We start from the raw sequence: 19,971 nt of genomic DNA on the forward strand, positions 1-19,971 counted from the left end.
GCGGCTCGTCCCTCGTGTCGAGAACGCCGCGGCGCGGGTGCCGACGGTTCGGACGTAACGCCACGCCGCGGGTTCGCATGACCGACGACATTCCCGAGAAGCGCCCGCACGGCACCCATCGCAGCGTCGAGGCGGCGGCCGCCGGCCGGGAATTCGAGGCCGGCAGCGGCATCTTCTTCGCCGCCGTCGAGATGACGCGCATGCCGATGGTCGTGGTCGATCCGCATCAGGACGACGATCCGATCGTCTTCGTGAACCCGGCCTTCCTGACCATGACGGGCTACGCGCGCGACGAGGTGGTCGGCCGCAACTGCCGCTTCCTGCAAGGGCCCGAAACCGACCCCAGGACCCGGGCCGAGGTGGCGGAGGCCGTCCGGCAGCGGCGGGACGTGGCCGTCGAGATCCTCAACTACCGCAAGGACGGGTCGAGCTTCTGGAACGCGCTCTTCGTGAGCCCGGTCTACGACCCGGCCGGCAAGCTGCTCTACTTCTTCGGCTCGCAGCTCGACATCACCCGCCGCCGCGTCGCCGAGGATGCGCTGCATCAGGCCCAGAAGATGGAGGCGCTCGGCCAGCTCACCGGCGGCATCGCCCACGACTTCAACAACCTGCTCCAGGTCATCCTCGGCTACGCCGATTCGCTCGCGACCAATCTGGACCGGCCGGACGCCGACAAGGGGCGGATGAGCCGGGCCGTCGGCAATATCCGCGACGCGGCCGAGCGCGCCTCGACGCTGACGCAGCAGCTGCTCGCCTTCGCCCGCAAGCAGCGCCTCGAAGACCGCACCATCAACCTCAACGATCTCGTCGCGGGGATGCAGGAGTTGGCCGGGCGCACGCTGGGCGAGGCCGTGACGATCGAGACCGATCTCGCCCCCGATCTCAAGACCTGCCGGATCGATCCGACCCAGGCCGAGGTCGCGCTGCTCAACGTGCTCATCAACGCCCGGGACGCGATGCCCGAGGGCGGGCGCGTCACCATCGCCACCCGCAACGAGGAGGCCGGCCGCTCGGGCCGCTCCGTCTGCGTCCGGGTCACCGATACGGGCGCCGGCATGCCGTCCGAGGTGCTGGCGCGGGTGATGGACCCGTTCTTCACCACCAAGGAGGAGGGCAAGGGCACCGGACTCGGCCTCTCCATGGTCTACGGCTTCGCCAAGCAGTCGGGCGGCTCCGTCCAGATCGCGTCGGTGGTGGGAGAGGGCACCACGGTCAGCCTGTGCTTCCCGGCGACCGACGAGGCCGCGAGCGAGGAGAGCCCGCCGGCCGCCATGGCCGAGGAGCGGCCGGGCACCGAGACGATCCTGATCGTGGACGACCACCCCGACGTGGCCGAACTCGCCCGGGCGATCCTGCGCGATTACGGCTACGTCACCCTCATGGCCCGCCACGGCCGCGAGGCCCTGGAGATCTTGAGCGACCACCCGGAGATCGATCTGCTCTTCTCCGACCTGATCATGCCCGGCGGCATGGACGGCCTGTCGCTCGCCCGCGAGGCGCGGCGGCGCCATCCCGATCTCAAGGTTCTGCTCACCACCGGCTACGCCGAAGCGAGCCTGGAGCGAACCGGACTGGAGCGTCCGGAGTTCGATATTCTGAACAAGCCGTACCGCCGCGCCGAGCTGATCCGGCGGGTGCGGGCGGCGCTCGACAGCGCAGGCGGCTAGCGCGACGCGCCGCCGGTTCCCCTCGGAGGTCCCATGGCCCGCGGCGACAAATCGAAATACACGGACAAGCAGATCCGGAAGGCGGAGCACATCGCGGACTCCTACGAATCCCGCGGCGTGCCGGAGAAGGAAGCGGAATCCCGCGCCTGGGCCACCGTCAACAAGGACGATGGCGGCGGCAAGCATCCCGGCGGCTCGGGCCGCGGAAAGGCGACGGATCATCCGGCGGCCCATAAGGGCGGCCGCAGCGGCGGCACGGCCTCGGCCTCCCGCACGAAGGAGCAGCGTTCGGCTTCCGCGAAGAAGGCGGCGGCGACGCGCAAGCGGAACGCGGAAGCGAAGAAGGCGGGGTGACCGAGCGCGCGTCGTCCTTCCCGGACAGTCGCCATGCTGGCATCGAAGGGCGGATCGTCTGGGATGAATGGAAAATGCGTCCTCGGGAGGAGGCCGCAACATCCGAGGCGGACGGCTCCCGGCCCGCGCGGGGAACGCAACGATGTGCGATGCCTCCGACACGCTGGCCGCACCCCGCGCGGTTCTCGCGTTGCCGGCAATCCGCGTTGCCGTTCAAGCCCCTCGATGAAGCGCACATGATCGGCAGCCATTGCCGGTCGGGGATGCCCACGGGCCGAGGCGCCTTAAATCCCCTGGGTGTAATTTGATTAAAGCACGACTTGCAGATGCGCGCGTTTACCGGCAGGATCTCGTCACGAGATCGGCGTCGCTGCAATCATTGGACCGCGGCAATCCGATGAAAGCAGACGAGTCGATACCGACCGATCATGGCCGACGATCCGCCCGGTCCAAAATCCGATGCGGAGTGCATCGACGATTGCGGACGTCGGAGCCGAAACGCCCGCAACAAAGCCCGGCGTATGAATTGCGCGTAGCTCCTCGACAAGATCAAGGAGCTCATGGACACGGAAAAGAGTGGCAGGGCCGGGCCCAAGGGCCTCGTCCAGCGATTCAGGGACTTCCGCGGCGACGATGCAACCCATTCGGGAAACATCCTCAACGATCAGGCGGCGCTCAACTCCTATCTCGATGAATACGACAGCCAGGGTTGTGGTGATCCCCCGACGGCGCCCGTGCACTGGCCAACCGCCCCTTGCCGGCCCCATCTCCGCAAGCGGGCTCGAACAACGCGCTCGCTCGCAACGTGCTGATCACCGGTGGCGTCGTTGGCGGTGGGTACCTCGTCTACCGGGGATTACGACTCCTGCCGTCTCTCTTCCCGCCCCTCTGGCCGACCCTTCCCGCCAACTTGGTTGTGCCATGACAAGTTCGCCGCCACAGGCCGATCCCGTGACCGCCGCCCAACGGACGGGGCTCGCCGTCGCGCTGCTCAGCCTGGACTCCGTGAGGCCGTTCCTGCCTCTGATCGGATTTCCCTCCGAGATCGATGCGCTGGCGCTGCGCAATGCGTTGCGGGAGGCGATCCTGGAGAACCGAGAGGCGTTTGAGAGCAGCGGCGAAATCCCGGACCTCTGGGCTCGGACGAGACGGATCCTCACGCAACGCCTCGGCCCCTCCTCCGCCGACGCGACGGAAGCGTGGCTCTCACGAAGCTTCGTCTACGCTCCCGCGGATTTCCGCCGATTCGCGAATTGGAAATACGTCCTGTCCGATGCGCGTCGGGATCCCGGGCGCTGGCGGCGGCTAGGTCTGCCGGAGGGCGTCGCGGAGCGGGCTCTCGCAGCGCTTAATGAGGCGCTCGATCTCGAGCCTCTGCACGCGATCGATGATTCGGTCGGTGATCGCCCGCTCTCCCTATGGGATACCGAGATGTACGCGCGTCATCACTTCCATGATGAGAGGCGCGATCCTTACATCCCGATCCAGCAAACCTATTCCGGCCTGAAGTTCCGACGATTTCTGGCGTGGTTGGTGGCTCACACTTCTGCCGATGACCGTAGGCGGCTGCGCGTCCACGCGTCCGAGCTGATCCGGGAAAGGCCGGGGCAGTATGCCGATGGGGAACTGCCGAATATCGAGGACTTGGTCTAGGCGATGATGACGCTCAACAGCGACGAGTTCGCCTCAATCAAAGCCGGTTTCCGGGAGCGCCGCCGCAGGATATTGCTCACGAGACTTCGGGAGCAGGGAACGATTCCCGACGACATGCCGGACCCGGCTGCGATCGCGCAGATCGATGCAGTCGTCGAGGATGGAAAAAGTCTCGGGATCAGCGACGACGCGGATGTCGTTCTGCTGGCTCAGATCGCATTTCTGCCGAAAGAGGTCCGCCACCATCCCATCATCGGGCCAAGCATGATGGCCGTACTTCTCGATCTCGACCAGCCCGCAAACGACCGCTTGGAATTCATCGTCCGGCGTGTTTTAGCGCGAGAACGTAACGCGTGACGGGCGCATCTCAGCCGTCGACCGAGGCTTCGGTGTCCAAGGTCACCGTCGCAATGGAGCCGGGCGCCTCGCCCCACATGATCAGTGTTTGCGCCGGGCCGAACAGGCGGGTTGCGTTCTCACCTCGCAGACTCATCGCGACGATCGACATCACCCTGGGATCGGCGTGTCGCAAATGAACCGCCTCACCCGAGGGAAGCCGAACCAGGTTGAGCCTGCGCAAGTGACGAACCATCGCGGCCTCGTCCGTCTCCGCGTACCAGAACACGCATAGGGTGGGATGCGCGGCAGCCAGAGCCGCAGCGCGCCCGATCCGCTCGGCGTCGCGGCCCAAGGTCATCAACTAGGGACCGGCCAGTTGGCTCTCGGGATCCGTCCCGCCGATGAACAGCGGGCGAGCCGACAGCGCTCGCGCATCCAGTTCGTCCGGAAGATGGCCGACGGCCGCACCATCGAGCCCGACAAAGACGGGGATGCCTTCGTCGAGCAACGCACGTGCGAGCCGTTCGGCAGGGCTGCCGGCCATCACCGGGACGCTTGGTGGCGAAGTGCCCTCACACCGCCATCGCCGCCTTCAGGTTCTCATCGACCTTGTCGAGGAAGCCGTCGGTGGTGAGCCACTTCTGGTCCGGGCCGACGAGGAGGGCGAGGTCCTTGGTCATGTGTCCGGACTCGACCGTGTCGACGCAGACCTTCTCCAGGGTGGAGGCGAACTTCGCGAGATCGGCGTTGTCGTCGAGCTTGGCCCGGTGGGCGAGGCCGCGGGTCCAGGCGAAGATCGAGGCGATCGAGTTGGTCGAGGTCGCCTTGCCCTTCTGGTGCTCGCGGTAGTGGCGCGTCACGGTGCCGTGGGCGGCCTCGGCCTCCACGGTCTGGCCGTCCGGCGTCATCAGCACCGAGGTCATCAGGCCGAGCGAGCCGAAGCCCTGCGCCGCCGTGTCGGACTGCACGTCGCCGTCGTAGTTCTTGCAGGCCCAGACGTAGCCGCCCGACCACTTCAGGCAGGAGGCGACCATGTCGTCGATCAGGCGGTGCTCGTAGACGAGGCCGAGCGACTGGAACTTCGATTTGAACTCCTCGTCGAACACCTTTTGGAACAGGTCCTTGAAGCGCCCGTCATAGACCTTGAGGATGGTGTTCTTGGTCGACAGATAGACTGGGTACTTGCGAGCCAGACCGTAGTTGAACGAGGCCCGGGCGAAGTCGATGATCGACTGATCGAGATTGTACATCGACATCGCGACGCCGGCGTCCGGGAACTTGAACACCTCCTTCTCGATAACGGTGCCGTCGTCGCCCTCGAACTTGATGGTCAGGCGGCCCTTGCCGGGCACCTTGAAGTCGGTGGCGCGGTACTGGTCGCCGTAGGCGTGGCGGCCGATCACGAAGGGCTGGGTCCAGCCCGGCACGAGGCGCGGCACGTTCGAGCAGATGATCGGCTCGCGGAAGATCACGCCGCCGAGGATATTGCGGATCGTGCCGTTGGGCGAACGCCACATCTCCTTGAGCTTGAACTCTTCGACGCGGGCCTCGTCCGGCGTGATGGTGGCGCATTTCACGCCGACGCCGTGGCGCTTGATCGCCTCCGCCGCATCGACCGTCACCTGATCGTTGGTCGCGTCGCGGTGCTCGACGCCGAGGTCGTAATAGTCGAGGTCGAGATCGAGGTAGGGGTGGATGAGCTTGTTCTTGATGTCCGCCCAGATGATCCGGGTCATCTCGTCGCCGTCGAGCTCGACGACCGGATTGGCCACCTTGATCTTCGCCATGTCGGTCCCTCGCATGCCCGGTGCCGCGCGGCCGGCCGACTGCCCTCCGCACGTCTCCCCGGAACCTTGTCGCCGCCCCTATAACGCAGCGCAGCAACGCGACAAAGCCGGTGCCGGACAGCCCGTTTCGGACAAGCGATTCTGTTACCGAGCCTGACCAAGCGGATGGCGGCGCGGGCAAAGCCGAAGCCGGTCCCCTTCTGAGGCGCTCGGCCAAAGCGGATGTCGCTCCAGCGCAAGAGTGCACGCCGGCCCGGCGCTAAGCGGCCTGGACAAACGCGGGCGGCACTGCGACCACCCGCGCATCAACGAAGAGCAAGAGGACGGAGACACCATGAGCGACCGCATCATCCTGCGTGCCGGCGAGGCCCTCGTCGCGGGCGGCCCGCCCAACACCGCCTCCGAGCCGGAAGTCATCATCGGCGAGCTGGACGGCCCGGTCGGCACCGCGCTGGCCACCCTCACCGGCGATCAGGTCGTCGGCCACAGCCGCGTCTTCGCGCTGCTCAACACCGACATCATGGTCCGCCCGGTGACGCTCTGCGTTTCCAAGGTCAGCGTGACCGAGAACAAGTACACCTCGATCCTGATGGGCACGGTGCAGTACGCCATCGCCAACGGCGTGCTCGACGCGGTGCGCGCCGGCTACATCCCCAAGGAGAAGGCCAACGATCTGGGCATCATCTGCTCGGTCTGGCTCAGCCCCGGCGTGATCCAGGCCGAGAGCGTCGATCACAAGGCGCTGTTCGAGATCCAGCGCAAGGGCATGACCGAGGCGATCCGCAAGGCCATGACCAACGAGCCCTCGATCGACTGGCTCTTGGAGAACCAGGACAAGATCGTCCACAAATACTACCAGATGGGCCTCGACGGTAAGATCTGAGAATTTCCAAACCCGCGCCGCCGGCTTTGCTGGCGGCGCGGCTCCCTTGCGTCGCGTGTCGGAAGAAATGAGCACCCCCGTCGTCATCCTGGTCGAGCCGCAGCTGGCCGAGAACATCGGCATGACCGCCCGCGCCATGGCGAATTTCGGGCTCTCCGAGCTGCGCCTCGTGGCCCCGAAGAACGGCTGGCCGAAGAAGGGCGTGCGGGAGGCCGCCTCCGGCGCCACGCACGTGCTCGACGGGGCGAAGGTCTACGCCACGGTGCCGGAGGCGATCGCCGACCTGCACTACCTGCTCGCCACCACGGCGCGCGAGCGCGGCCAGATGAAGCGGGTGATGGACCCCGAGGCCGCGATGGCGGGCAGCGCCGAGCGCGTCGGGCGGGGCGAGCGGGTCGGGCTGATGTTCGGGCGCGAGCGGGTGGGCTTGAGCAACGACGAGGTGTCGCTGGCCGATGCCATCGTCACCTTCCCGGTCACGGACGAGTTTCCCTCGCTCAACCTCGCCCAGGCCGTGCTGCTGATGGGCTACGCCTGGCGCCGCGCCGCCGGCCTCGCGTCCCTGCGCTTTGCGGGCGAGATGCTCTCGCCGCCCGCGACCCGCGAGGCGGTGCTCTCGCTGTTCGCGAGCCTGGAGGAGACCCTGGCCGGAGCCGGCTTCTACCCGCCGGAGAAGCGCGAGATCATCGCCCGCAACATGCGCGACATGCTCCATCGCATGGCGATGACGGAGCAGGACGTGCGCACCTTCCGCGGAGCCTTGCGGGCGCTGAACCGCCGCGGGAAGGCGAACGAGGCGTAGAGCATCCTCCCCGTCCTCGCGAGCAAAAGCGAAGCGATCCAGGGGCGCGACCTTTCCGGACCGGCCGCGCGCTGGATGGCTTCGGCTCCGCCTTGCCACGAGGGACGGAAGGCGCGCTACCGACGCGCGAGCCCGAAGCGCGTGAGGCAGACATGCTTGGCGAGCGAGGCCGGCGCGATCGGCACCGCCGGCGTCGTGCCGTAGGGCTCGCCGGTCGCGGTGTCCTCGGGCGCACGGAAGGCGCCTTCGACGTAGCGCGTCTCGCACTGGTCGAACTTGTTGCAGACCGAAAGCTTGGTGCAGATCGTCCGGCCCGCCCGCTCGTAGACGTAGTAGGTCGCCCCGGAATAGGGCGGCCGGGGGAAGGACTCGGTCCGCACCGTCGTGACGTCCTCAGCGGTCGCCGCCGCCGGCAGGAGCAGCGCCGGAAGAAGTGTCCACCCCGCGACCCAGCGCATCCTCTGCCCCTTCGACCGTCCGGCCCGTCAATCGATCCGGATCACGATCTTGCCGACATGCGTCGCCTTGGCCAAGTCGGCGAGGGCGGCGGGCGCCTCGTCGAAGGCGTAGACCCGATCGATCACCGGCTCGATCCGGTGCAGGGCGAACGAGCGGTTCATGTCCTCGAACATCTCCCGCGAGCCCACGGCGACGCCGCGCACGATGCAGCTCGCACCGAGGATCGCCAGCGGGTCGATGGCTTCACCGGGCGCGAGCAGTCCGATCAGGCCGACATGACCGCCGGGACGGGTCGAGGCGATGGAGCGGGGCAGGGTGCCCGTGCCGCCGACCTCGACCACGTGATCGACGCCCGCACCGTCCGTCAGACGGCGTACCTCGTGCTGCCAGTCGGGATGGCTGCGGTAGTTGATCGTGTCGTGCGCCCCGAGCGCCTTCGCCCGCTCCAGCTTGGCCTCGCTCGACGAGGTGGCGATGACCCGCGCGCCTGCCGCCCGGGCGAGCTGGATCGCGAAGATCGAGACGCCTCCGGTGCCCAGCGTCAGCACCGTCTGCCCGGCCCGCAGGGGCTTCAGGCCGTAGAGCGCGTTCCAGGCGGTCACCGCCGCGCAGGGCAAGGTCGCCCCCTCCTCGAAGCTCAGGCTCTCGGGCAACGTCACGAGCCCGTCCTCGTCGAAGACCCGGTACTCGGCCAGCACACCGTCGACGGCGCCGCCCAGCGCCGTCTGCCACATGTCGGCGACCTGAGCGCCGCCGAGCCAGCTCTGCGAGAAGATGCCGGCGACGCGCTCGCCGCCCCGGAAGCGGCGGACTCCCTCGCCGAGCGCCACGACTTCGCCCGCCCCGTCGGAGACCGGGATCATCCGATCGAGATTGATCGCGAAGGGATAGCGCCCCTCGCAGATCAGCAGGTCGCGGTAGTTCAGGGAGGCGGCGCGCAGCCGCACCAGAACCTGCCCGCGCCCCGGCTCGGGCGTCGGCCGCTCGGCGCTTCTCCAGCTGTCGAGGCCATCGGCTGCGGACATCTCGTAGGCGCGCATGGCGGTCTCCCGTCGCGATCAGGTCGGGTGCGTATCGGAGCAGATATGGAAAGAGGCCGCCCGAAGGCGACCTCTTCCTCACGATCCCGGAAACCCGTTCACGACCGATTGCGGCCGGATCACTCCTTGTCGCCGCGGTGGACGCCCTGATCGCGGTTCTCCTTCAGGCGGCCGTCGTCCGAGTGCTGGACCGAGCCCTTATGCCCCTGCCCAGAGTTCTTCGATCCATCTTGATCAGCATTGCGCGAGTTGTTGCTCTTCGTGTGCTGGTTCGGCTGAGTCATTAGAAGATCCTTTGACTTATCCGACGATCGATTGTGATCGCTGACCCAACAACCCTGTACCTGCTTTTGCGTTCCTGGGTGTTTTGCTCGTCTTCGACTGTGCTTCGATGCGACATCGCGTCGTCTCGAACAGGATTTTTTCGAGCTTCGTCAGGCCGATGCGAATGCGCCGTCCGTCTTCCCCTCAGGAGACCTCGAAGGGAGCGGAATCCACCGCGGCATTCTGTCCACCGAGCGGCTGGGACGGAGCCTTCAGGGCGTGATCTCGATGGGCGTGCCGAGATCCACGCGGGCGTAGATCTCCCGCATCTCGGCGTTGGTGACGCCGACGCAGCCCTGCGTCCAGTCCATCAGCCGGTGCAGGCGGCCGAACCACGAGAAGCCGTTCATCAGGCCGTGGATCATGATGTCGCCGCCGGGCGGATAGCCGCCGGCCCGCGCCGCCGCCTCGTCGGCGGGGGAGGGGTAGGACACCTTGAGCGAGAGATGCGCGACGCTGCGCGGGTTGCGGTAGGCGATGGCGTAGCGGCCCTCGGGCGTGCGCCCGTCGCCTTCGCGGGCCTTGTGGCCCTCGGGCGTGAAGCCGAGCGAGACCCGATACGTCGCGAGCACGCGCCCCTCGCGCAGCAGGGTGAGGCGGCGGGCCGCCTTCTCCACGAGGATGCGGTCGGCCCGCTCCGCCTCGGGCCGCAGCGGCGGCTCGGTGCGGCCGATCTGGAGGAAATCGATCAGGGCCAGCGCGCCGACGCCGACGAGGACGACGGCGCCGAGAACGAGAGCCCAGTGCCGCCGCCGCATCGGCCTCAGCCGATCTTGGCCAGAGCCTGCTCGATATCCGCGATCAGATCCTCGGGATCCTCCAGGCCGATCGAGAGACGCACCGTCTCGGGGCCGACGCAGGCCGCCGCACGCTCCTCGGGGCGGAGCTGGCGGTGGGTCGTGGTGGCCGGGTGGATCGCCAGCGACTTGATCTCGCCGATGTTCACGAGGTGGGAAATCAGCTCCAGGTTCGTGATGAACCGGAGTGCGGCCGGCTCGCCGCCCTTGAGCGCGAAGGTGAAGATCGAGCCCGGCCCCTGCGGCACGTAGCGACGGGCCAGCGCCTCGCCCTTCTGGCCGGGCAGGGCCGGATAGCTCACCCACGCCACCGCCGGGTGGTCCTTGAGGAAGGCGGCCACCGCCTTAGCGTTGGCACAGTGGCGCGCCATGCGCAGGGGCAGGGTCTCGATGCCGGTGAGGGTGAGGAAGGCGTTCATCGGCGAGAGGCCGGGGCCGAGGTCGCGCAGGCCGAACAGGCGGCAGGCCACCGCGAAGGGGATCTCGGGAAAGCGCTCGCTGACGATCAGGCCGTCATAGTCCGGCCAGGGATCGTTGATGAGATTGTAGCGCGAGCCGTGGCTCTTCCAGTCGAAGGTGCCGGCATCGCAGATCATGCCGCCGATCACCTGGCCCGAGCCGCCCAGGAACTTCGAGGTCGAGTGCACGACGATGTCGGCGCCGTGCTCGATCGGCCGGATCAGGGCGGGCGAGGCCAGCGTGTTGTCGATGACGAGCGGCAGGCCGTGGCGCTTGGCGACCGCCGCGATGCCCTCCAGGTCCATCACGGTAGCGCAGGGGTTGACGATCGACTCGCAGATGATCGCCTTGGTCTGGGGCGTGATCGCCGCCTCGAAGGCTTCCGGCGTCAGGTCGGCGGCGAAGTGCGGGGTGAGGTTGTAACGGCCTTCGAGCCGGCGCATCAGGCCGAGCGAGCCGCCGAACAGGCGCGGCGAGGCGACGTAGGCGTCGCCCGTCTGCATCAGCGTCATCATCACCAGCAGCACCGCCGACTGGCCGGAGGAGACCGCCACCGCCGCCTTGGCGCCCTCCAGCGCGGCGACCCGGCGCTCCAGCGCGGCGACCGTCGGGTTCGAGCCGCGCGAGTAGGAGAAGCCGGTCTTGCGCATCGCGAAGATGTCGGCCGCCTGCTCGGTCGAGTCGAAGACGAAGCCGTTGGTGAAGTAGATCGGCTGCGCCCGCGCGCCGGTGGCGGGGTCGGGCGCGGCGCCCGCATGGACCGCCTGGGTGGCGAGGCGATAGGGCTTGGGGTCGGCGGTCATGGCGGGACCTGAACTGATCGGTCTGGGCTCGCGCGTCGCGGGACGCGTCCTTCACCGCCTTCTGCCGCGAAACGGGCGGCGGCGAAACCCGCGATCCGCGCCTTTCGCAGGCGCGACCGCCATGCGCTTCGCGTCTGAGGAAACTCAGGCGGCGCGCTTGAGGCAGGCCTTGAGGGTGCGCACCAGCATGGTCGGCGCGTAGGGCTTGGGAATGAAGCGGGCGCCCTCCGGCATGTCGCCGGGGCCGGGCGTGCCCATGCCCGAGACGATCAGCACCGGGATTTCGGGCCAGCGATGGGCAACGAGCCGGGCCAGGGCGAAGCCGTCCATCGAGCCCATGGGCATGTCGACGTCGGTCATCAGCACCCCGACATCGGGGCGGCCTTCCAGCACCGTGAGCGCCTTGTCGGCGTGGTGCGCTTCGAGGACGTTGAACCCGGCCTCGGCCAAGGTATCGGAGGCTTCCATCAGCAGCAGACCGTCATCTTCGACCAAGAGGACGACGGGCTGCTCTGCGGGGTTCTCTGTCATGAAGCTGCAAACGATCTCGGGCCGACGCTGGTTGCGGGCCTAATTCGCACCTGCAGCGAGGTCAAGGAAGGGCCGCAACACAATTGTGCATGGCGGCGAGAAACAGCTTGACCTCAAGCGTGTGCCGGGACAGGGCCGGATCTGGCCGGCAGGTTCGCCAAAGCCTCCGGCCGCGGGCCGCCGGTCGCCCAGTCGAGCAGCTCGACCGTATGCACGATCGGGATGTCGGTTCCCTTCCCGATCTGGGTGGCGCAGCCGATATTGCCGGTGGCGATGAGGTCGGGCCGGACGCGCTCGATATTGGCCACCTTGCGGTCGCGCAGGCGGGCGGCGATCTCCGGCTGGAGGATGTTGTAGGTCCCGGCCGAGCCGCAACAGATGTGACCTTCGGGCACATCCTTCACCGTGAAGCCGGCCTTCTTGAGGAGGGTCTTCGGCTCGGTGCGGATGGCCTGGCCGTGCTGCATCGAGCAGGCGGAGTGGTAGGCGACCACGAGGTCGGTGTCCTCCACCGGCGGCAGCAGGCCGATCTCGGCCATGTACTCCGTCACGTCCCGCGCGATGCCCGAGACCCGCGCCGCCTTCTCGGCATAGGCCGGGTCGTCGCGGAACATGAAGCCGTAATCCTTGATCGTCGTGCCGCAGCCCGAGGCAGTGACGACGATGGCGTCGAGGCCCGGCCCGTCCATCTCGGCGATCCAGGCGTCGATCGTGCGCTTGGCGTGGCCGTGGGCGTTCTCCTCCTTGCCCATGTGATGGGTCAGCGCGCCGCAGCAGCCCTCGCCCTTGGGCAGGACGACCTCGACCCCGTGGCGGTTGAGCAGGCGGATCGCCGCCTCGTTGAAATCCGGCCGCAGGACGCTCTGGGCGCAGCCGCGCAGCAGCGCGACCCGGCCGCGCTTTTTGGCCGGCGCGGCGTCCTCGCCGGTCTGGAACAGGTCGCTGATTTCCTGCGCCGAGGTGTCGGCGGGGAAGGTGCCGGGCCGGTCGGTGCGGTTGCGGTTCGGCAGCTGGGCGGGGGCGAGGTCGAGCATCGCCGCGAGCCGGTTGCCGACGCGCGGCAGCCGCGCGACCAGCGGACGGAACGGTGCGCCGAGCTTGGCCGCGAGCAGCGCCAGCCGGAAGCGGTTCGGATAGGGCAGGACGAGGGCCAGCACCGCGCGCAGCAGCCGGTCGGAGAGGGGCCGCGCGTAGGTGTTCTCGATATGGGTGCGGGCGTGATCGACGAGGTGCATGTAGTGCACGCCCGAGGGGCAGGTCGTCATGCAGGACAGGCAGGAGAGGCACCGGTCGACATGCTTGACCACCTCGCGGCTGGCCGGCTTGCCGCCCTCCAGCATGTCCTTGATGAGGTAGATGCGGCCGCGCGGGGAATCGAGTTCGTCGCCGAGCAGAAGGTAGGTCGGGCAGGTGGCGGTGCAGAAGCCGCAATGCACGCAGGTGCGCAGGATCTTCTCGGATGCCGCCATCGCGGGATCGGCGAGCTGCGCGGGAGCGAAGTTGGTCTGCACGACACGCCTCGGTGCGGTTTCTTCTTTCTTGGATCGTCTTAGAACCGTTCCCGAGGATGGGGCAATCGGGAACGGTTCTAAGCTGCCGCTTTGTCGCGCCCCGCCCCCATCGGGGACCGGCCCGGCATCGCCTCAACGGTCGCGGGAGACGGTGAGCAGGCGGGCGATGAACCAGATCGGCACGACCACCGCCGCGCCGGCGAGGATCCAGCGACCGAAATCGTGGAAGGTGTCGAGCCCGAGGTCGATCAGCGAGCGGGTCAAATCGTAAATCTGCCAGAACAGCAGGCCCGGCGTGAGGCCGAACATCGCCATCACCGCGCCGACGAGCACGGAGAGGAAGAGGAGCTTCACGAACACCGCCATCGGCGAGCCGCCGAGGAAGCGGTTGAGCCCGGAGCGGGGCCGGTGCCCGCCGGCGCGCGGCTCGACCGGGTAGGCGCCGTGGTCGGGCGCGGCGCGGCGTTGCCTGTCGTAATCGCCGATCATGTTCGTCGGTGTCCTCGCCAATTCCGGCCGAGCGCGCGAGACGGCGTGGCCGCACCGCAACGGCGTTGCCTGCCAGTCACACTCGTGCGAAACCGCCCGCGATCGGCGGCATTCGGCCCGTTCGGGATGGCAGCCAGATGGCATCCCCGGGCGTTCCACTCAAGATGGTGGGCCGCAACGGGCTCCGCCCCATGATCTCCCATTCACCGCACGCGACCTGAGAAGGGCCATGATCGATCACGCTCTGTTCGACCCGGCGACGATCGATGCCGAGACGAAAGCGCTCAATGCGGAGATCGTGGCCGCCCACGCCGCGCAGGCCGATCCCTGGACCCTGCCGATCGAGGAGGTGCGGGCGCGCCGCCGGGCGGGCACGAAGGCCTCGCCGGCCATGCCGCGCAGCACCCGCGCCGAGACGCTCACCATCGAGGGGCCGGGCGGCCCGCTGGCGCTGCGCGTGATCCGACCCAACGGCAAGCCGCGGGGCGCCTACCTGCACATTCACCGCGGCGGCTGGGTCTGGGGCGCGGCCGACGAGCAGGACCCCTGGCTGGAGCGCATCGCCGACGCCTGCAACTTCGTCTGCCTCTCGGTCGAGTACCGGCTGGCGCCGGAGCATCCCTACCCGGCGGCGCTGGAGGATTGCGAGGCGGCCGCCCTCTGGCTCGCCGGCCCCGGCAAGGCGGAACTCGGCGTGCACGCACTCACCATCGGCGGCGAGTCGGTCGGCGCGCATCTCGCGGTGATGACGCTCCTGCGCCTGCGCGACCGGCACGGCCTGCCCCGCGCCTTCCGCGGCGCCAACCTCAATGCCGGCTTCTACGATCTCGGCCTGACGCCGAGCGTGCGGCTGTGGGGCGAGGAACGCCTCGTCATCAACACCACCGACCTCAAGCGCTTCGCCGACGGCTACGTGCGCGAGGGCATCGACCGCCGTCGCCCCGACGTCTCGCCGCTCTACGCCGACCTGAAGGGGCTGCCGCCCGCGCTCTTCACCGTGGGCACCGCCGATCCGCTGCTCGACGACACGCTCTACATGTCGGCCCGCTGGGCGGCGGCCAACAACGGCGGCCACACCGCGGTCTATGCCGGAGGCTGCCACATCTTCGTGCGCTATCCCGGCGCGCTGACCGAGCGCGCCCTGGAGCTGATCGACCGCTTCCTGATGGCGCTGGCGTGACGCGGGCGCATCGAGTGCCCGAGGCACACTCGCGGGACGACAGACCTTCGCGACATCAAAGCTCCGCAACCGGAGATTGACAGATACCCGGATTTTCAATCGAATGCTCCGCGTTTGGAGATTCGATCATGTTCGGGTCTGAAGTCATCGATGTCGCGATCGGCGTCTCGTTTCTCTATCTCTTCATGAGCCTGATCGCGAGCGCGCTTCGAGAGCTCGTGGAGAGCATCTTCAAGAGCAGGGCGAAGGATCTGGAGAGAGCACTGAGGGAGATCGTTCGAGGGGATAATAATACTCTTCAAAATCTCTACAATCATCCATTGATCGCCTCCCTCTACGCGGGAAGTTATAAGTCGCAGGGCAGGAACCTTCCCTCCTACATCCCGCGGAAGAATTTTTCGGCAGCTCTGCTCGACCTCGTCGCCGGGTCGAGCGAGCAAGGCAAAATCCTCTCGATCGAGCCGCTCAAGGCTTCCCTTACCGCAACGGCGACGCCGAATCCGGTCCAGCGCGTAGTCCTCAACGCGATCGCGACGGCGGAAGGGGACCTCACCAAGGTTCGCCGCTCCATTGAGGATTGGTACGACGGCACGATGGACCGGGCCGCCGGCTGGTACACGCGGCGAACATCCTGGGTTCTCCTGGCGCTGGGCTTCGGGGCGGCGGTTGCCTTCAACGTCGATACCTTCTCGATCGTCGACCGCCTGATGCGCGACCGGCCGCTGAGGGAAGCGATCGTCGCCCAGGCCGAACGCTTCGAACTCCCGAGCGGAGGCGACGCCACGGGGCTCGCGACCGTGACCCGCCTGAAGGATCAGCTCGACGCGGTGGGCTATCCGATCGGCTGGAAGCTGCAGGACGGTCTGCCCTATCCGGCTCCCCAGACCTGCAGCAGCCGGAAGCAGGCAGCGGAAGCCGTCGCCGCCAGCGGTTCGGCCCCGAAGAGCACGGCAGGAGCCGACGCGAATCCGGACTCCACCGACAGCAAGAGCCTAGCCGACAAGGTCCCGGCGCAACGCGCCGCCGAGCAACGCGCGACCGATCAGGAATGCCGGTTCGACAACCCCGTCTCGCGCGGCATCTCCATTCTCGCAGGATGGTTCATCACCGCGCTCGCGATCATGCTCGGCGCGCCGTTCTGGTTCGATCTGCTGAACAAGTTCATGATCGTTCGCTCGACGATCAAGCCGAAGGAAAAGAGTTCCGACGAAGCCTCGACCTGAAAGGCCCCTCACGCGCCTCGCCCCGAAGTCCATGATCCGCGATGGACCGCCGCCACCGGGCCGCCCCGAGATCGGCCCGGTGGACGGATGGACGCCCCGGCGGGAAGGACCCAACACGGCGTGCAGAACGTTCTTGGTCGCCTGATCGCTGCGCTCACGGACCACGTGCACCCCACCTGCCTTCCGCCCCGTTTCTGCGCGTGGTTCGCCGAGCGCGGCTGGTCGCCCCGCCCGCACCAGCTCGAACTGCTCGCGACCGTACGGGCCGGGCGCTCGGCGCTGCTCGTCGCGCCGACGGGCGCGGGCAAGACGCTGGCGGGCTTCCTGCCGAGCCTGGTCGAGCTGAGCGAGCGGACGGGTGGCGCAAAGGGCAGGGCGAAGGGGCTCCACACCCTCTACGTCTCGCCGCTCAAGGCGCTCGCGGTCGACATCGCCCGCAATCTCGATGCGCCGATCGCCGGCATGGATCTGCCGGTGACGGTCGAGACCCGCACCGGCGACACCCCGGCGCACAAGCGCGCCCGGCAGATCCAGCGCCCGCCGGACATCCTGCTCACCACGCCCGAACAGCTCTCGCTGCTGCTCGCCCACCGCGAGGCGGAGACGTTCTTCGCTGGGCTGAAGACGGTCGTGCTGGATGAGCTGCACGCGCTCGTCACCTCGAAGCGCGGCGATCTCCTCTCGCTCGCGCTCGCCCGGGTGCGGCGTCTGGCGCCCGAGGCCCGCGCCATCGGCCTCTCGGCGACCGTGCGGGAGCCGGACGAGCTGCGAAAATATCTCGTGTCACAAAACCCTCCCCCCTCTGCGGGGGAGGGTGCCCGCGAAGCGGGCGGGAGAGGGGCCGGCTCAGATCCTTCCGGAGACGGCGCTCCCCTCTCCCGACCCTCGCTGACGCGAGGGCCACCCTCTCCCGCAGAGGGGGGAGGGGATAAGGCCGCACCCATGGCCGACCTCGTCGTGGTGAGGGGCGGGGCCAAGCCCGACCTACACATGCTCGAGATCGGGCGCACGCTGCCGCTCTCCGGCCACACCGCCCGGCACGCGATGCCGGCGATCTACGACCTGATCCGTGGGCATCGCATGGTGCTCGTCTTCGTCAACACCCGGCTCCAGGCGGAGTACACCTTCCAGGAGCTGTGGCGGCTCAACGACGACACCCTGCCGATCGCCCTGCACCACGGCTCGCTCGACGCCACGCAGCGCCGCCGGGTCGAGGCGGCGATGGCGGCGGGGCAGTTGCGCGCCATCGTCTGCACCGCCACGCTCGATCTCGGCATCGACTGGGGCGACGTCGATCTCGTGGTCAATCTCGGCGCGCCGAAGGGCGCGAGCCGGATCATGCAGCGGATCGGCCGGGCCAACCACCGCATGGACGAGCCGTCCAAGGCCTATCTCGTGCCCGGCAACCGCTTCGAGATGCTGGAATGCCGCGCCGCCCTCGACGCGGTGGAGGAGGCCGCGCAGGACACCCCCGACGCCCGCCTCGGCGCACCCGACGTGCTCGCCCAGCACGTGCTCGGCATGGCCTGCGCCGACGCCTTCGATCCGCTTGACCTCTACGAGGAGATCGTCTCGGCCGCGCCCTACGCGAGCCTGTCCTGGAAGGATTTCGAGGCGGTGGTCGATTACGTCGCCACCGGCGGCTATGCGCTGCGCGCCTACGAGCGCTTTGCCAAGATCCTGCGTGGGTCCGACGGCAGGTGGCGGGTGCGCGACGCCCGGGTGGCGCAGCAATACCGCATGAACATCGGCACCATCGTCGAATCCACGCATATCAAGGTGCGCATGGCCCGCAGCCTGCGCGCCAAGCCCGGCACCGTGCTCCCCAAAGGCGGCCGGACGCTGGGCGAGATCGAGGAGGATTTCGCCGAGACGCTGACGACCGGCGACACCTTCCTGTTCGCGGGCGAGGTCTTACGCTTCGAAGGACTCGCCGAGGACGAATGCCTCGTCACGCGGGCCGGCCCCGGCACCGATCCGGCCATTCCCTCCTACGCGGGCTCGAAGTTCCCGCTCTCGACCTTCCTTGCCGCGCGGGTGCGGGCGATCATCGCCGACCCGTTCGAGTGGGACCGGCTGCCGCGCCAGCTCTCGGACTACCTCGCCCAGCAGCGCCGGCACTCGGCCCTGCCCGGCGAGCGCGACCTCCTGGTCGAGACGTTTCCGCGCGCGGGGCGCCATTACCTGACGGCATTCCCGTTCGAGGGGCGGCTCGCCCACCAGACGCTCGGGATGCTGCTGACCCGGCGCCTGGAGCGTGCCGGCATGCGCCCCCTGGGATTCGCCGCCAACGATTACGGCATCGCCATCTGGTGCACGCGGGATGTCCGCGAGCGTGCCGCGCTCTCGCCCGGGTTCATGGAGGCCCTGTTCGACGAGGACATGCTCGGCGACGATCTCGAAGCGTGGCTCGACGAGTCGGCCATGATGAAGCGCACCTTCCGGCAATGCGCGGTGATCGCCGGGCTGATCGAGCGGCGCTTTCCCGGCCAGAAGAAGACCGGCCGGCAGGTCACGATCTCGACCGACCTGATCTACGACGTGCTGCGCCGCCACCAGCCGGACCACCTGCTCCTGCGCGCCGCGCGCCAGGATGCGGCAACCGGACTCCTCGACGTGACCCGCCTCGGCATGATGCTGAAGCGCATCCGGGGGCGAATCACCCACAGGGCGCTCGACCGGGTCTCGCCGCTCTCCGTGTCCGTCATGCTCGAAATCGGGCGCGAGCGGGTCTACGGGGAGGGGGCCGACGAGATCCTGGCCGAGGCCGAAGCCGAGCTGCTGCAAGAAGCCTTAGCTTAAGGCGCTCGGCCGACGCGGCGTGCCGCCTCCTCCGCGATGTTTTGAGGATGCGACCTTGGCACTCAGCCAGAGACTCGAGAAGACCGTGAAGGGCACCGACCTTGCGCTCGCCGGAGAGGCCCTGAGCCTCGACCGCAGCGGCGCGCTCTGGCTGCCCGAGCACCACACCCTGGTGGTGTCGGACCTCCACTTGGAAAAGGGTTCGTCCTTCGCCGCCCGCTCCGGCCAGTTCCTGCCGCCCTACGACACCCGCGAGACGCTGAGCCTTCTGCACGAGGTGATCCAGCGGCTCGACCCGGCCTGCGTGGTCGCGCTCGGGGATTCCTTCCACGATACCCGCGGCCCCGAGCGGATGGAGCCCGGCGACCGGGCCATGATCGCCGCGCTGCAGGAGGGCCGCGACTGGGTCTGGATCGCCGGCAACCACGACGCGGCGGTGAGCGAGGGCGTCGGCGGGCGCTACAGCGAGACGGTTTGCGTCGGCGGCCTCACCCTGCGCCACGAGCCCCTGGCGGGGGCCGACGCGGGCGAGATCGCCGGCCACCTTCACCCGTGCGGCAAGGTCAGCATGCGCGGCCGCTCCGTGCGCCGCCGCTGCTTCGTGAGCGACGGCCGCCGCCTCGTGATGCCGGCCTTCGGCGCCTATACCGGCGGCCTCAACGTGCGCGATGCCGCCTTCGAGCCGCTCTTCCCGAAGGGCTTCACCGCCTACCTGCTCGGCGACGGCCGCGTCTTCGCCATCGGTCGGACGATGCTGGGCAAGGACTGACCCTTTCGGGCGCGTCCCCGGGCGCTGCGACCGGCACCGTCTCCTATCGTCTCCGTTTGATCGCCCCGGCCTTCGCCCCTCTCCGCCATCACGAGGCGG

At 68.4% G+C, this 19,971-nt stretch carries 23 protein-coding genes; 11 read left to right on the forward strand and 12 right to left on the reverse strand.

Going from position 1 to position 19,971, the window contains the following annotated elements; all coding sequences use genetic code 11:
• Positions 1-77: 77 nt before the first annotated feature.
• Together ACPCJR_RS03790 and ACPCJR_RS03795 are read left to right on the forward strand one after the other, a co-directional pair.
• Entirely contained in the window at positions 78-1,667 is a 1,590-nt protein-coding gene (locus ACPCJR_RS03790; RefSeq protein ID WP_391510614.1) for a histidine kinase famiy protein, read from the forward strand.
• A gap of 33 nt (positions 1,668-1,700) precedes the next feature.
• Positions 1,701-2,021 carry a plasmid stabilization protein gene (locus ACPCJR_RS03795; RefSeq protein WP_391510613.1) on the forward strand — a complete coding sequence of 107 codons (321 nt, stop codon included), beginning with the start codon at positions 1,701-1,703 and terminating at the stop codon, positions 2,019-2,021.
• Between the two features lie 353 nt (positions 2,022-2,374).
• Here ACPCJR_RS03795 and ACPCJR_RS03800 read toward each other — a convergent pair whose 3' ends face one another.
• Entirely contained in the window at positions 2,375-2,665 is a 291-nt protein-coding gene (locus ACPCJR_RS03800; RefSeq protein WP_391510612.1) for a hypothetical protein, read from the reverse strand.
• Between the two features lie 161 nt (positions 2,666-2,826).
• Here ACPCJR_RS03800 and ACPCJR_RS03805 point away from each other — a divergent pair, with 161 nt between their 5' ends.
• The 3 genes from ACPCJR_RS03805 to ACPCJR_RS03815 are packed head-to-tail and all read left to right on the forward strand — an operon-like array spanning position 2,827 to position 4,031.
• On the forward strand, positions 2,827-2,946 hold the full coding sequence (locus tag ACPCJR_RS03805; RefSeq protein WP_391510611.1) for a hypothetical protein: 120 nt from the start codon (positions 2,827-2,829) through the stop codon (positions 2,944-2,946).
• A gap of 26 nt (positions 2,947-2,972) precedes the next feature.
• On the forward strand, positions 2,973-3,674 hold the full coding sequence (locus ACPCJR_RS03810) for a hypothetical protein (RefSeq protein ID WP_391510610.1): 702 nt from the start codon (positions 2,973-2,975) through the stop codon (positions 3,672-3,674).
• A gap of 3 nt (positions 3,675-3,677) precedes the next feature.
• Positions 3,678-4,031: a hypothetical protein gene (locus ACPCJR_RS03815; RefSeq protein ID WP_391510609.1), complete on the forward strand. Its 354-nt coding sequence runs from the start codon at positions 3,678-3,680 to the stop codon at positions 4,029-4,031.
• 10 nt (positions 4,032-4,041) lie between these two features.
• On the opposite strand, the gene ACPCJR_RS03820 is transcribed toward ACPCJR_RS03815, so the two are convergent.
• The 3 genes from ACPCJR_RS03820 to ACPCJR_RS03830 are packed head-to-tail and all read right to left on the reverse strand — an operon-like array spanning position 4,042 to position 5,800.
• Positions 4,042-4,371 (reverse strand): DUF4123 domain-containing protein, encoded by a 330-nt coding sequence (locus ACPCJR_RS03820; protein WP_391510608.1) that lies wholly within the window; start codon positions 4,369-4,371, stop codon positions 4,042-4,044.
• A 3-nt stretch (positions 4,372-4,374) separates the two neighbouring features.
• Positions 4,375-4,557 carry a hypothetical protein gene (locus tag ACPCJR_RS03825; protein ID WP_391510607.1) on the reverse strand — a complete coding sequence of 61 codons (183 nt, stop codon included), beginning with the start codon at positions 4,555-4,557 and terminating at the stop codon, positions 4,375-4,377.
• Positions 4,558-4,585: 28 nt separating this feature from the next.
• Positions 4,586-5,800, reverse strand: coding sequence for an NADP-dependent isocitrate dehydrogenase (locus tag ACPCJR_RS03830; RefSeq protein ID WP_391510606.1), 1,215 nt, complete (start codon positions 5,798-5,800; stop codon positions 4,586-4,588).
• 334 nt (positions 5,801-6,134) lie between these two features.
• On the opposite strand from ACPCJR_RS03830, the gene ACPCJR_RS03835 reads away from it, so the two are divergent.
• Together ACPCJR_RS03835 and ACPCJR_RS03840 are read left to right on the forward strand one after the other, a co-directional pair.
• Positions 6,135-6,683 carry a formaldehyde-activating enzyme gene (locus ACPCJR_RS03835; protein WP_003597938.1) on the forward strand — a complete coding sequence of 183 codons (549 nt, stop codon included), beginning with the start codon at positions 6,135-6,137 and terminating at the stop codon, positions 6,681-6,683.
• A 67-nt stretch (positions 6,684-6,750) separates the two neighbouring features.
• Positions 6,751-7,485: an RNA methyltransferase gene (locus tag ACPCJR_RS03840; RefSeq protein ID WP_391510605.1), complete on the forward strand. Its 735-nt coding sequence runs from the start codon at positions 6,751-6,753 to the stop codon at positions 7,483-7,485.
• Positions 7,486-7,601: 116 nt separating this feature from the next.
• Here the strand turns inward: ACPCJR_RS03840 and ACPCJR_RS03845 are convergent, their stop codons facing one another.
• From ACPCJR_RS03845 to ACPCJR_RS03880, 8 genes are all read right to left on the reverse strand, one after another.
• Positions 7,602-7,943, reverse strand: coding sequence for a hypothetical protein (locus ACPCJR_RS03845; protein ID WP_391510604.1), 342 nt, complete (start codon positions 7,941-7,943; stop codon positions 7,602-7,604).
• A 27-nt stretch (positions 7,944-7,970) separates the two neighbouring features.
• On the reverse strand, positions 7,971-8,984 hold the full coding sequence (locus ACPCJR_RS03850; protein WP_391510603.1) for a zinc-dependent alcohol dehydrogenase family protein: 1,014 nt from the start codon (positions 8,982-8,984) through the stop codon (positions 7,971-7,973).
• Positions 8,985-9,103: 119 nt separating this feature from the next.
• Complete coding sequence (locus tag ACPCJR_RS03855; RefSeq protein WP_391510602.1) at positions 9,104-9,268, reverse strand: hypothetical protein; 165 nt, start codon at positions 9,266-9,268, stop codon at positions 9,104-9,106.
• Between the two features lie 252 nt (positions 9,269-9,520).
• Complete coding sequence (locus ACPCJR_RS03860) at positions 9,521-10,066, reverse strand: L,D-transpeptidase family protein (protein WP_391510601.1); 546 nt, start codon at positions 10,064-10,066, stop codon at positions 9,521-9,523.
• A gap of 5 nt (positions 10,067-10,071) precedes the next feature.
• A complete protein-coding gene (locus ACPCJR_RS03865; protein WP_391510600.1) occupies positions 10,072-11,367 on the reverse strand; it encodes an O-acetylhomoserine aminocarboxypropyltransferase/cysteine synthase family protein in 1,296 nt (431 codons plus the stop codon).
• A 144-nt stretch (positions 11,368-11,511) separates the two neighbouring features.
• Positions 11,512-11,898, reverse strand: a complete 387-nt coding sequence (locus ACPCJR_RS03870; RefSeq protein WP_331286349.1) for a response regulator — start codon at positions 11,896-11,898, stop codon at positions 11,512-11,514.
• A gap of 113 nt (positions 11,899-12,011) precedes the next feature.
• Positions 12,012-13,409: a heterodisulfide reductase-related iron-sulfur binding cluster gene (locus tag ACPCJR_RS03875; protein ID WP_391510599.1), complete on the reverse strand. Its 1,398-nt coding sequence runs from the start codon at positions 13,407-13,409 to the stop codon at positions 12,012-12,014.
• A gap of 132 nt (positions 13,410-13,541) precedes the next feature.
• On the reverse strand, positions 13,542-13,898 hold the full coding sequence (locus ACPCJR_RS03880) for a DUF6460 domain-containing protein (protein ID WP_391510598.1): 357 nt from the start codon (positions 13,896-13,898) through the stop codon (positions 13,542-13,544).
• Between the two features lie 229 nt (positions 13,899-14,127).
• On the opposite strand from ACPCJR_RS03880, the gene ACPCJR_RS03885 reads away from it, so the two are divergent.
• From ACPCJR_RS03885 to pdeM, 4 genes are all read left to right on the forward strand, one after another.
• A complete protein-coding gene (locus ACPCJR_RS03885; RefSeq protein WP_391510596.1) occupies positions 14,128-15,078 on the forward strand; it encodes an alpha/beta hydrolase in 951 nt (316 codons plus the stop codon).
• Between the two features lie 128 nt (positions 15,079-15,206).
• On the forward strand, positions 15,207-16,301 hold the full coding sequence (locus ACPCJR_RS03890) for a hypothetical protein (protein ID WP_391510595.1): 1,095 nt from the start codon (positions 15,207-15,209) through the stop codon (positions 16,299-16,301).
• Positions 16,302-16,388: 87 nt separating this feature from the next.
• Entirely contained in the window at positions 16,389-19,103 is a 2,715-nt protein-coding gene (locus ACPCJR_RS03895; RefSeq protein WP_391510594.1) for a ligase-associated DNA damage response DEXH box helicase, read from the forward strand.
• A gap of 55 nt (positions 19,104-19,158) precedes the next feature.
• Complete coding sequence (gene pdeM / locus ACPCJR_RS03900) at positions 19,159-19,872, forward strand: ligase-associated DNA damage response endonuclease PdeM (protein WP_391510593.1); 714 nt, start codon at positions 19,159-19,161, stop codon at positions 19,870-19,872.
• Positions 19,873-19,971: the final 99 nt, after the last annotated feature.

This window comes from Methylobacterium sp. NPDC097929 (genome assembly GCF_049543375.1).
In the GTDB taxonomy this organism is placed as follows: Bacteria; Pseudomonadota; Alphaproteobacteria; order Rhizobiales; family Beijerinckiaceae; genus Methylobacterium.